The 12,522-nt window shown below is 61.8% G+C and carries 9 protein-coding genes; 2 read left to right on the plus strand and 7 right to left on the minus strand.

Annotated features, from left to right (window positions below):
- Positions 1-155: 155 nt before the first annotated feature.
- The 5 genes from J3P88_RS02855 to J3P88_RS02875 all read right to left on the minus strand — a co-directional run bounded on the left by J3P88_RS02855 (position 156) and on the right by J3P88_RS02875 (position 7,199).
- Positions 156-2,594 carry a TonB-dependent siderophore receptor gene (locus J3P88_RS02855; protein WP_434573905.1) on the minus strand — a complete coding sequence of 813 codons (2,439 nt, stop codon included), beginning with the start codon at positions 2,592-2,594 and terminating at the stop codon, positions 156-158.
- A gap of 233 nt (positions 2,595-2,827) precedes the next feature.
- Positions 2,828-3,802 carry a FecR domain-containing protein gene (locus tag J3P88_RS02860; RefSeq protein ID WP_434573907.1) on the minus strand — a complete coding sequence of 325 codons (975 nt, stop codon included), beginning with the start codon at positions 3,800-3,802 and terminating at the stop codon, positions 2,828-2,830.
- Entirely contained in the window at positions 3,799-4,317 is a 519-nt protein-coding gene (locus J3P88_RS02865; RefSeq protein ID WP_018607416.1) for an RNA polymerase sigma factor, read from the minus strand. Before J3P88_RS02865 ends, J3P88_RS02860 begins: the two co-directional genes overlap by 4 nt.
- Before the next feature lie 243 nt (positions 4,318-4,560).
- Positions 4,561-5,268 carry a 3'-5' exonuclease gene (locus J3P88_RS02870; RefSeq protein WP_434573909.1) on the minus strand — a complete coding sequence of 236 codons (708 nt, stop codon included), beginning with the start codon at positions 5,266-5,268 and terminating at the stop codon, positions 4,561-4,563.
- Entirely contained in the window at positions 5,265-7,199 is a 1,935-nt protein-coding gene (locus J3P88_RS02875; RefSeq protein ID WP_346343466.1) for a putative nucleotidyltransferase substrate binding domain-containing protein, read from the minus strand. Before J3P88_RS02875 ends, J3P88_RS02870 begins: the two co-directional genes overlap by 4 nt.
- Positions 7,200-7,456: 257 nt before the next feature.
- Between J3P88_RS02875 and J3P88_RS02880 the strand changes: the two genes are divergently transcribed.
- Positions 7,457-7,903 carry a response regulator gene (locus J3P88_RS02880; protein ID WP_053126003.1) on the plus strand — a complete coding sequence of 149 codons (447 nt, stop codon included), beginning with the start codon at positions 7,457-7,459 and terminating at the stop codon, positions 7,901-7,903.
- Between the two features lie 241 nt (positions 7,904-8,144).
- Here the strand turns inward: J3P88_RS02880 and J3P88_RS02885 are convergent, their stop codons facing one another.
- On the minus strand, positions 8,145-10,322 hold the full coding sequence (locus J3P88_RS02885; RefSeq protein ID WP_434573911.1) for a malate synthase G: 2,178 nt from the start codon (positions 10,320-10,322) through the stop codon (positions 8,145-8,147).
- Between the two features lie 525 nt (positions 10,323-10,847).
- Between J3P88_RS02885 and J3P88_RS02890 the strand changes: the two genes are divergently transcribed.
- A complete protein-coding gene (locus J3P88_RS02890; RefSeq protein WP_186706929.1) occupies positions 10,848-11,366 on the plus strand; it encodes a glycine cleavage system protein R in 519 nt (172 codons plus the stop codon).
- A gap of 217 nt (positions 11,367-11,583) precedes the next feature.
- On the opposite strand, the gene rarD is transcribed toward J3P88_RS02890, so the two are convergent.
- A complete protein-coding gene (gene rarD, locus J3P88_RS02895; RefSeq protein ID WP_411385808.1) occupies positions 11,584-12,471 on the minus strand; it encodes an EamA family transporter RarD in 888 nt (295 codons plus the stop codon).
- Between the last annotated feature and the right edge of the window lie 51 nt (positions 12,472-12,522).

The following is a 12,522-nucleotide window of genomic DNA, read 5'->3' on the forward strand; positions in this document are numbered from 1 at the left end:
CGAGGGAGCTTGCTCCCGCTGGATTGCGCAGCGATCCCAAGCTTTTGGGGCCGCTACGCGGCCCAGCGGGAGCAAGCTCCCTCGCCATGGTTTTCCTTACATGGACAGCTTTGCCAACCGAGCACCCTCAAATAGGTTTTGCAAATGCTAACCGTTTACCATGTGTAATTCACGCTGGCGACGACATTACGTTGGTCACCGTAGTAGCAGTAGAAGCCGTCGCAAGTGGACAGGTAGTCCTTGTTGAAGATGTTTTTGGCATCCACCGCCACGGTGACGCCCTTGAGGGTTTTGTTCAAACGACCCAGGTCGTAATGGGCCGAGGCGTCGTACACGGTGTAGGACCCGACATGGCCCCAGTCGGTGTTGCTGGTGTTGCCGTAGGTGTCGCCGACATAACGCACACCGGCGCCGACACCGAAGCCATCCAGCGGGCCGTTGTGCCAGGTGTAGTCGGCCCAGGCGGTGGCCTGGTTACGCGGCACCTGGGCCATGCGCTTGCCTTCTTCAGCTGCGGTGCCCTTGGTGATTTCGCTGTCGTTGTAGGTGTAGGAACCGACCAGTTTCAAGTTGTCGGTGACATCGCCGGACGCTTCCAACTCAAGGCCACGCACCTGGACTTCACCCACCTGGCGGGTGACGTTGTTTTCAGTAACGGAGTTGTTTTTCTGGGTCAGGTCGAACACCGCGGCGGTCAGCAAGGTCTTGGTGCCGGGCGGTTGGTACTTGATACCGGCCTCGTACTGTTCGCCTTCGGTCGGCTTGAACGCTTCGGTGCTGTTGACGGTTGAACCTGCCGCCGCCTGGAAAGACTGGGCGAAGGAAAGGTACGGCGTCACACCGTTATCGAAGACATAGCTCAATGCCGCGTTGCCGCTGAATTTCTTGTCGCGCTGGGTGTTGGTGACGTTGTTCAGGTTGTGGAACACGGTGCCGGTGTGAATCCAGTCTTCACGACCACCGAGGGTCAGGCGCCAGTTGTCCAGGGCGATCTGGTCCTGGACGTACAGGCCGGTCTGGTGGGTCTTCTGGTTGTAGTCATACATGGTGAAGTACTGGACGTTGGAGAAATCCTGTCCATAGGTCGGGTTGTGGATGTTGCTGGTTGGCACGCCAGTCGAGCCCCAATCCCAGCGCGAATTGCTGTTGGAGCGCTGGTGATCCAGGCCCAGCAGCAGGGTGTGGCTGAGGGCGCCGGTCTGGAAGTCGGCCTGGAAGTTGTTGTCCACGGCGAACTGGCTGATGTCTTCATTGATGACGCTGGCGCTGCGCTTGACGGTGCCATCGGCGCTCACCGCTTCATCAGGACCGGCCGGCGAGAATTGCCCGCCGGCGGAGATGCCCTGGGTTTCCAGGTCGCTCTTGGTGTAGCGCAGGTTCTGGCGGAACTGCCAGGTGTCGTTCAGGCGATGTTCGAACGCATAGCCGAGCGCGTAGTAGGTGCGGTCGTAGAATTCCCAGTCCGGATCGCCCAGGTTCTTGTGGTGGGAAATCTTGCCCGCCGGCGAGGACAGCTTGGTGCCTTGCAGTGGCAGGAATTGCCCGGTGATGCCGGTGTCGTCGCGGGTGTATTGCGACAGGAAGGTCAGGCGCGTGTCGTCGTTGATGTTCCAGGTCAGGCTCGGCGCGAGGTTGTAGCGCTTGTCCGGGATGTGATCGACCTGGGCGTTGCTGTCGCGCACGGTGCCGCTGACCCGATAGAGGAACTGGCCTTCGTCATCGACCTTGCCGGTGCTGTCGAAGTTGATCTGCTTGTGTTCGTAGCTGCCGGCCTGCAGCTCGACTTCATTGCTGCTTTCGGCTTGTGGGCGGCGGCTGACCATGTCCAGCATGCCGCCGGGTGGCGTCTGGCCGTAGACCGACGAAGCCGGGCCACGCAGCACGGCGATGCGCTCAAGGTTCCAAGGCTCGATTTTTGGCGTGATGTAGTTGCCCTTGGGCAGCGGCAGGCCATCGAGGAACTGGGTGGGCACGAAACCGCGCACCAGCAGCCAATCGTTACGCGAGTCCGAGCCGTAGCCGCTGCTCTGCACACCGGCGGTATAGCGCAACGCGTCGTTGAGGTTGAGCACGGAGCGGTCTTCCATCTGCTGGCGGGTGACCACGGAGACGGAGCGCGGCAGTTCGACGATCGGCGTATCGGTCTTGGTCCCGGCGGCGGTGCGGGTGGCGGCGTAGCCCTCGGTCGGGCCCCACGCGGTTTCACTGAGACCGGCGCCGATCACGCTGGTTTCCGGCAGGGCCATGACCCCTTCTGGCATGGCCACCAGGCTGTAGGTGCCGGCGCTGCTTTGTTCCAGTTGCAGGCCGGTGCCGCGCAAGGCCTCGCGCAAGGCGCCGGTGGCGTCGAACTGGCCCTGGACGGGGGCCGAGGTCTTGCCCGAGGCCAGGGACGGATTCAGGCTCAGCGCAAGGCCGGCCTGGCTGGCGATCTGGTTCAGGGTGCTGGCCAGGGGCGCGGCGGGCAGGTTGTAGGCGCGCACGCTCGTGGCCTGTTCGGCGGCCAGCAGCGGGGCGCTGGTCAACGGGGCGGCAAAGGCAATGGCAACGGCCAACAAGCTGGGGCGCAACAGGGTGTCTAGCGGGCGGGACATACGGCGGCTCCTGAATGGAAATATTTCTCAATTGCCTGGGTGCCGGATGAAAATCGAAAAGTGATAGGGCTGGATGAAAATAATTTAGATTCGTTTTGCGGGTGATGGTGTCCAGTCTGTTTTTTTACTGGATCAACAGGCCTCTTCGCGAGCAAGCCCGCTCCCACAGGAGTCCGCATTCCCATGTGGGAGCGGGCTTGCTCGCGAAGGCGGCCTAACTGAGCAACGATCTCTCAGGGTTTCGGCGCGGTACTTGGCCCCACCACCACCCACCACCGCGTGTGATGCTCGACCTGCACCGGCAAGGTCGGCAGCAAGGCGGTCAGGGCCAGGTCGGTGTCGTGCAGCGGGAAACTGCCGGTGATGCGCAGGTCGGCCACTTGTGGTTCCACGCCCAGGTAGCCGCGCCGGTAACGCCCCAACTCATGGACCAGGTCTTCGAGGCGGGCGTTGTCCACCACCAGCATGCCGCGGGTCCAGGCATCGGCGCCGGGGTTCAGGGCGATGGTCGGGCCGAGGCCGTCGTGGCGCATCAGCACTTGCTGGCCTTCGCGCAGGATCTGTTCTTCATCGGTGGCCTGCGGGTGCGCGGCTACCGCGGATTTCAGTACGCTCAGGCGTGTGCCTTGGTCTTCGCGCTTAACCAGGAACCGTGTGCCCAAGGCGCGCATGCTGCCCTCGCGAGTTTCAACGATGAAAGGGCGCGGATCGTTATGGCCGGTTTCCACCAGGATCTCGCCTTCCTGCAGGATGATGCGACGCTGTTTGTCATCGAAACGCACGTCCAGGGCGCTGTGGGTGTTGAGGTTGATCAGCGTGCCGTCGGCCAGGCGCAGGGTGCGTTGCTCGCCTGTCGCGGTGCGCTGATCGGCCAGCCAGTAATCCAGCGGCAGGTAACGATCTGCGGCAAACAACGCCAGGCCGATGGCCGCGACAACGCTGGCAAGGCCGCTGCCCACCTTGCGTATCCGTCGGCGAATGCTCACTCGCGATTGCAGCAACGCCGCCCGTGCCGGCCCGTTGGCCAGGCTGAAGCGCTGGTCGAGCATGCCTAGCTGTCGCCAGGCCCGGGCGTGTTCTTCATCGGCGGCATGCCAGCGAGCGAACGCTTCCCGCTCCTGGGCGCTGCTCGAGTCCAGGGACAACTGCCAGGCGATGGCGGCATCCAGCACGCTGGCCGAGACCGGTTTGGCATGGGCCTGGCTCACGTCGGTTCTCCATACAGGGCGATGTAGCACTGGCGGATGCCCTGAGCCAGATACTGCCGCACGCGCGGCACCGAAACCCCCAGGCGCTCGGCGATTTCGGCGTGGCCGAGGCCGTCGAGGCGGTTATAAAGGAAGGCTGCACGGGCCTTGCTCGACAGTTTGCCGAGCAGGCGGTCGATGGCCTTGAGGTCTTCCAGGATGATTTGCTGTTCTTCCACCGAGGGCTGCTCGGCCTCGGGGATCAGCATCAGTTCGGTAAGGTAAGCCTGCTCCAAGGCTGCGCGCCGGAAATAATCGAACAGCAGGCCCTTGGCGATGGCCACCAGAAACGCCCGGGGCTCGCGGGGTGCTTTCAGTTCCTCGCGACCCAGCAAGCGCACGAACGTGTCCTGGCTCAGGTCCTCGGCCCGGTGCGCACACGCCACGTTGCGTCGCAGCCATGCCAATAGCCAAGCGCGATGGTCACGGTACAACGCACCAACCAAATCACTATGGGGAGTGGGGACTGACGACACGGATCATCACCGATGTTTTAAGTAACGAGAATTGTTCGCGATTGTGGCAGAGGGTGGGGAGGGAAAGCAATTGGCGCTGGTCGGGCAGTGGCGATGGTGCGTTGTGCCTGCCAGAATGCAGTACTTATGTGGGAGCGGGCTTGCTCGCGAAGACGGCTGCACATTCAACATCAATGTAAGCTGATCCACCGCCTTCGCGAGCAAGCCCGCTCCCACAAAAAAACTGGGTTCTCAGGCCTCAGGTTAAAGCGAAGGCGCCTGCTGCCGCCGTTTCCACTGGCCCAGGCGCTGTTGCAGCTCAAGCGCACTCTGGATCTGTTGCTGACGGGCGCGGCTGAACAGGATCAGCGCCAGTTCCGCCGTGGCCAGGGCGTCGGCGCTGGCGTTGTGGCGGTCGAAGACTTGCAGCTTGAACCAGTCGATCCACTCGTCCAGGCCGGACTTGCGCAGATGGGCCTGGGGGCAAAGCATCGGGGCCAGGTCCGCCACGTCGAGAAACGGATGCTGCAGGCGATAGCCCAGGTAGTCTTTCAAGGCGCGCCCGAGCATGTGGGAATCGAAAGGTGCGTGAAAGGCCAGCAGCGGACTGTCGCCGACGAACTCCATGAACGCCAGCAGCGCGTCGGCCGGGTCGCTGCCAGCGGCAATTGTGCTGGGGGCCAGGCCATGGATCAACACACTGGGCCCGAGTTTCTGCTTATCGCACTGCAAGGTCCGTTCGAACTGTTGGCTGAAGTCGATGGCGCCGTCTTCAATGACCACCGCGCCGATGGACAGCACCTGGTCCTTGTTCAGGTTCAACCCGGTGGTTTCCAGATCCAGCACGACCCAGCGTTGCTCCCGCAGGTTGCTTTCACTCAGTGGCGAAGGCGCGAGGAGGCCCTCCAGGCGCTGTTGCAGCGCATCGGGTACCGTCGGTTGGGCCGGGCGCAGCCAGGAAAAAATACTCACAACTGGTACCTCAGCGTCAGGCTGCTTTGCAGGCGTTGGGCTTGGCGCAAGGATTCACGCAGGATGCGTCGATCCAGATGGTTGAGACTGTCGGGGTCGACGCGGTTGGAATAAGGCAGGTTCTCGCGGGTTTGCAGTTGGTGTTGCTGCATGCGGGTCTGTTGGATGAAGTGATAGGCCTCTTCATAGGCCGCGCCATCGAGCGGTTCGATCACCTCCTTGACGACCAATTGCCGCAGGCGCTCCAAGGTGTTGTTGGCTTCGATGCCGTTGGCCAGTGCCAGCAGGCGGGCACCATCGACGAAGGGCGTCAGGCCCTGAACTTTCAAGTCCAGGGTCGCCTTTTCGCCGTTCTTGCGGCTCAGCACGAAATCCCTGAAGCGGCCCACGGGCGGGCGATGGCGCAGCGCATTTTCGGCCATCATGCGCTGGAACAAGCGGTTGTCAGCCACCTGGCCGAGGATCTGCTGGCGCAACTGCTCGCAGCCTTGCTCGTCGCCCCAGACCACCCGCAGGTCGAAATAGATGCTCGATCCCAGCAGGTTTTCCGGCGTCGCTTCACGAATGAATGCCGAGAAGCGCCGGGCCCATTCGGCGCGAGACAGGCACAGCTCGGGGTTGCCGGCCATGATGTTGCCCTTGCACAGGGTGAAGCCGCACAGGGCCAGGCTCTGGTTGATCTGTTGGGCGATGGGTAGCAGCAAGCCACGGATCTGCGCGGCATGGGCGGCGTCCCGGGCTTCGAACAGAATGCCGTTGTCCTGGTCGGTGTGCAGGGTTTGCTCGCGCCGGCCTTCACTGCCGAAACACAGCCAACTGAAAGGCACGCCCGGGTCGCCCTTGTCGGCCAGGGTCAGTTCGATGACCCGGCAGACGGTGTGATCGTTGAGCAAGGTGATGATGTGGGTGATCTGGGTCGACGACGCACCATGGGCCAGCATGCGTTCCACCAGTTGTCCGATCTCGCCGCGCAGGGCCACGAGGTTTTCCAGCCTGGGGGCGTTGCGGATGGTCCGGGCCAGGTGCACCAGGTCGACCCGCTGCAAGGAAAACAGATCGCGCTCCGAGACCACGCCGCACAGGCGATGGTCCTTGACCAGGCAGACGTGGGCGATGTGGCGCTCGGTCATGGCGATGGCCGCGTCGAAGGCGCTGTGGTCCGGCGAGAGAAAAAACGGTGCCTGGGTCATATGTCCTACGATGGCCTGGGAAAAATCCCCGGCCCCATCGGCCACCACATGCCGCAGGTCGCGCAGGGTGAAAATCCCCACCGGCGCTTTTTGCTCATTCACCACCACGATGCTGCCGACCTGCTGCTCATGCATCAGCTTCACGGCTTCGCGTAGCGGTGTGTCCGGGCTGCAACTGACCGGGTGGCGCATCGCCAATTCGCCCAGTCGGGTATTGAGGGAGTATTGGGTGCCCAGGTTTTGCGCCGATTTTTGCTGGACCTGTTGGTTGACCTGGTCAAGCAGGCTGCTGACCCCGCGCAGGGCGAAATCGCGAAACGGGCCGGACAGGGCGAACAGCTTGATGAAGGCGAGTTTGTTCAGTTGCAGGCAGAACGTGTCTTCGCCGGCCCGGTGCTCGGTGCGCGTGGCTCGCTCGCCCAGCAGCGCGGCGAGGGGGAAACATTCGCCGGTGGTGATCTCGAAGGTGGTCTCGGTGCCACCCTTGGCCGAATGCGGACGTTCGCCCACCACCCGGCCCTGCTTGACGATGTAGAAGTGTTCCACTGGGCCGTCGGCCGGCGTGATGATGGTGTCACCGGGGGCGTAGAAACGCAGCAGGCATTGCTCCACCAGGTAGGCCAGGTGGGCGTTTTCCATTTGGTTGAACGGGGGAAAGCGCTGGAGAAACTGCAGCGTCCCCTGGATGTTTTGCAACACCGCGGTTTTCCCTGCCTGGATGAAGGCGTCCGCTTTTTTCATAACCATTACGCAGTCTTATTCGAATTGTTGTGGTCGGATCTGTTCCCATGGTCGACCCCTCGGCGCGGGGTGCCCATTGGACGTAAGTCTAGGTCGCTATCCAGAGGGCCGGCCTACAGAAAAGTCCTACGCTAGACGTCAGAAAAATCTTCGTTGAATGTTCTTGGAAAAAAATCCGACGAAGTGCACATTGAAGCGCCTCGGAACGATGTCTGACCACTGTGCCAGGGGATCGATTTAAGAACGTAGAGAGCACCATGTCCGACCACGATATTTTGAGTGATGCCGAGCGCGAGGCGCTGAGTGCCGTCATGCTGGAACCTGACCTGCCGCCGCAGCGCGTCTTGATCGTTGACGACGACAAGGACGCACGGGAGCTGTTGTCGGAGATCCTGGCATTGGACGGGATTCACTGTATGACCGCCGCCAGTGGCGAAACGGCACTCAAGATGCTGGAAACCAAGCCGTCGATCGGCCTGCTGATCACCGACCTGCGCATGGGCAACGTCGATGGCCTGGAGCTGGTGCGCCTGGTGCGCGAGTCCGAGCGGGCGGCGTTGCCGATCATCATCGTCTCGGGCGATGCCGACGTGAAGGACGCCATCGAAGCCATGCACCTGAGCGTGGTGGATTTTTTGCTCAAGCCGATCGATACCGAAAAGCTGTTGGGGTTGGTCAAGCATGAGTTGGGGATGGACCTCTAGCCAGTCGCTTCTTCCAGGAACGAAGCCATGGCGAGATCGCTTTTGTGGCGAGGGAGCTTGCTCCCGCTGGGCTGCGCAGCAGACCTTTTCCAGACGTCGGAATCTCATTGACCTGTATTGCGGTTGCTGCGCGACCGAGCGGGAGCAAGCTCCCTCGCCACAAAGGCAGTCAGGTGTTGCAAACGAAAAAGCCCTGATCGAGAGATCAGGGCTTTTTTTGTGCCGCGTGGCTACTGCTCAATCACAACCCATTGGCTGCCTTGAACTCGCGACGACGACGGTGCAGCACCGGCTCGGTGTAGCCGTTCGGCTGTTTGGTACCTTCGATCACCAGCTCGACCGCCGCCTGGAAGGCAATGTTGCTGTCGAAGTCTGGTGCCAGCGGGCGGTACAGCGGATCGCTGGCGTTCTGGCGGTCGACCACCGGCGCCATGCGCTTGAGGCTTTCCATCACCTGGTCTTGAGTGACGATGCCATGGCGCAGCCAGTTGGCGATGTGCTGGCTGGAAATACGCAGCGTCGCACGGTCTTCCATCAGGCCGATGTCGTTGATGTCCGGCACCTTGGAGCAACCGACGCCCTGGTCGATCCAGCGCACCACGTAGCCAAGGATGCCCTGGGCGTTGTTGTCCAGTTCGTTCTTGATCTGCTCCGGCGTCCAGTTCGGGTTGACGGCCAGCGGGATGGTCAGGATGTCGTCCACCGACGCGCGGGCGCGCTTGGCCAGTTCGGCCTGGCGGGCGAACACGTCGACCTTGTGGTAATGCAGCGCGTGCAGGGCGGCGGCGGTCGGCGAGGGAACCCATGCGGTGTTGGCGCCGGCCAGCGGGTGAGCGATTTTCTGTTCGAGCATCGCCGCCATCAGGTCCGGCATCGCCCACATGCCCTTGCCGATTTGCGCGCGGCCTTGCAGGCCGGTGCTCAAACCGATGTCGACGTTCCAGTTTTCATAGGCGCCGATCCACTTCTCGGCTTTCATGTCGGCCTTGCGCACCATCGGGCCGGCTTCCATGGAGGTGTGGATTTCATCGCCGGTACGGTCGAGGAAGCCGGTGTTGATGAACACCACGCGCTCGCTGGCGGCCTTGATGCAGGCCTTGAGGTTGACCGTGGTACGGCGCTCCTCGTCCATGATCCCGACCTTGAGGGTGTTGCGCGGCAGGTTCAGCACGTCTTCGACGCGACCGAACAGCTCTTTGGTGAACGCGGCTTCTTCAGGGCCGTGCATCTTCGGCTTGACGATGTACACCGAACCCGTGCGGCTGTTGCGGCGCGAGGTGTTGCCGTTGAGGCTATGGATCGCCGCCAGGCTGGTGATCAGGCCGTCGAGGATGCCTTCCGGCACTTCGTTGCCATCCTTGTCCAGGATCGCGTCGATGGTCATCAGGTGGCCGACGTTGCGTACGAACAGCAGCGAGCGGCCGTGCAACGTGACGCTCGAACCGTCGACGGAGGTGTAGACACGGTCAGGGTTCATGGTCCGGGTAAACGTCTGGCCGCCCTTGGCGACTTCTTCCGACAGATCACCCTTCATCAGGCCGAGCCAGTTGCGGTAGATCACCACTTTGTCATCGGCATCGACGGCGGCGACCGAGTCTTCGCAGTCCATGATGGTGGTCAGCGCGGCTTCCATCAGGATGTCTTTGACGCCGGCGGCGTCGGTCTGGCCGACCGGGGTGCTGGCATCGATCTGGATTTCGAAGTGCAGGCCGTTGTGTTTCAGCAGCACGGCGGTCGGTGCCGAGGCATCGCCCTGGAAACCGATCAACTGGGCATCGTCACGCAGGCCGCTGTTGCTGCCGCCCTTGAGGGTGACCACCAGTTTGCCGTCGATGATTTTGTACGCGGTGGAATCGACATGGGAGCCGGCCGCCAGGGGCGCCGATTCGTCGAGGAAAGCACGGGCGAAGGCGATGACCTTGTCGCCGCGGACCTTGTTGTAGCCTTTGCCTTTTTCCGCGCCATCGGCTTCGCTGATGGCGTCGGTGCCGTACAGCGCGTCATACAACGAACCCCAGCGGGCGTTCGAGGCGTTGAGGGCGAAGCGGGCGTTCATCACCGGCACCACCAGTTGCGGGCCGGCCATGCGGGCGATTTCGTCATCGACGTTTTGGGTCGTGGCCTGGAAATCCGCCGCTTCTGGCAGCAGGTATCCAATGTCTTGCAGGAAGGCTTTGTAAGCCACGGCGTCGTGGGCCTGGCCGGCACGGGCCTGGTGCCAGGCATCGATCCGCGCCTGGAAATCATCGCGTTTGGCGAGTAGGGCTTTGTTCTTCGGGGCCAGGTCGTGGATGACCTTGTCGGCACCGGCCCAGAACGCGTCGGCGGTGAGGCCGGTTCCGGGAATGGCTTCGTTATTCACGAAGTCGAACAGGACTTTGGCGACCTGCAGGCCACCGACTTGAACGTGTTCAGTCATTGCTTGCCTCACTCTGCTCAGCTATTTCGCTTTTCAGCTCTTCGATTTTGACAATGAAGCCTCGGGACATTTAAACCACAAACCCCGGAACCAGTACATGCCATCGCTGGCGGCTGGGTATTAAAGCCTTGCTGACGGGGCTTTTCAGGGATGCGACTGGCCTTAAGCAGACATCGGTAAAACAGGGTTTTCGCGATTATGTAGTGCGCGCTGCGGAATACTACATGATCAATTGCGGTTGTGAAAATTAGACTAATTGCGTCGTTCCGCGACCGACTAAAGTGTTACGGTCACGTCGGGATACTGGATGTTCTCAAAAAACAGATGGATTGTTCCAGATAATTTTAGAGTTCGTACACAAATCACTGTGGCGAGGGAGCTTGCTCCCGCTTCAGTGCGCAGCACTGACATTCTGGGACCGCTGCGCGGCCCAGCGGGAGCAAGCTCCCTCGCCACAAAAGCGCGACCGTGCCGATTGTCTCTCTTGCCTATACTGTCCCTTCCATCAACAAGAGGACTGCGCCCATGGACCACCTCGTCATCACTGTTTTCGCCCCGGACAAGCCCGGGCAGGTCGAGCGCATCGCCGATTGCATCGCCGCCCATGGCGGTAACTGGCTGGAGAGCCGCATGTCGCACTTGGCCGGGCAGTTTGCCGGGATCCTGCGAATCAGCGCCCCGGCCGAGGCCCATGAAGAGTTGATCGAAGCGTTGCAAGGGTTATCGGCCCACAGCATTCGTGTGTTGATTGCGGAAAGCGCCGTTGAAGAGTCCTGCTCCTGGAAACCCATCACCATGGAGCTGGTGGGCAATGATCGTCCCGGTATCGTGCGGGACATCACCCGGTTGTTGAGCGAGCAGGGCGTCAATGTCGAACGCTTGGTGACCCATGTCCGGCCGGCACCGATGAGCAGCGAGCTGCTGTTTCATGCCGAGGCGCTCCTGGGCGTGCCCTTGACGCTGTCGCTGGAGGCGTTGCAGGAACGCCTTGAGACCTTGGCCGATGAGTTGATGGTGGAACTCAAGTTCAGCGACGAAGCGTGACGAGGGTTATCCAAGGAAAAACTGCGCCTGCCTGTGGATAACCTGTAGAGACCCGGCTCCAGCCCAGGCCTGCCGGGGCTCAGCGGCAGATGATCAAAAAATCACCAGTTTTCAAGGGCTTGTGCACAAACGGCGGGGATCACGCTGTGGATAACCTTGGGAAGGATAAGCGCAGGCCACGCCAGGCGTGGCCTGTAGAGGTTTGTATGTTTCTTGATCAGTTGCGCCGGCGCATGCTGATCACGGCATCGATGCTGTACACCGCCAGCCCGGCCCAGATAAACAGGAACGCTACCAGCGTGCTGGACGACAAATGCTCACCGAACAGCAGCACGGCGAGCAATAGCACCAGCGTCGGCGCGATGTACTGCAGAAAACCGATGGTCGTGTAGGGTAAATGCCGTGTTGCGGCGTTGAAACACACCAACGGCACCAGCGTCACGGGGCCCGCCGCCACCAGCCACCAGGCTTCGGAGGTGGTCCAGAATGCCGCCTGGGCACTGGTGGCCGTGGGGTTGAACAGCAACCAGGCGATGGCGATTGGCACCAGCATCCAGGTTTCCACCACCAGTCCCGGCAAGGCCTTGACCGGCGCCTGTTTGCGGATCAGCCCATAGAAACCGAAGGTCAGCGCCAGCACCAGCGACACCCACGGCAGGCTGCCCACTTGCCAGACCTGCTGCGCCACGCCGACTGCCGCCAATCCCACCGCCAGCCATTGCATGCGGCGCAGGCGCTCACCGAGGATCAACATGCCCAGCAACACGTTGACCAGCGGGTTGATGTAATAACCCAGGCTGGCTTCGAGCATGCGCTCGTTATTCACTGCCCAGACGTAGGTCAGCCAGTTGGCCGCGATCAGCGTCCCGCTCAGGGCGAGGATCGCCAGGCGTTGTGGATTGTCCCGCAGTTCGCGCCACCAGCCCGGGTGTTTCCACACCAGCAGCAACGCCGCGCCGAACAGGGCCGACCACAGCACCCGGTGGATGATGATTTCCACCGACGGCACGCTGGCGATGGCCTTGAAGTAGATCGGGAACAGACCCCAGATGATGTAGGCACTCAGGCCCAGGATGTACCCGCGACGCGGGTTGGCGGCTTGCATGCAGAATCCTTGCTTAGGCAGCTAACAAAGGGGTGATTGTAAGGAGATTTG

It is taken from the genome of Pseudomonas sp. Z3-6, assembly GCF_051131985.1.
In the GTDB taxonomy this organism is placed as follows: Bacteria; Pseudomonadota; Gammaproteobacteria; order Pseudomonadales; family Pseudomonadaceae; genus Aquipseudomonas; species Aquipseudomonas zanjanensis.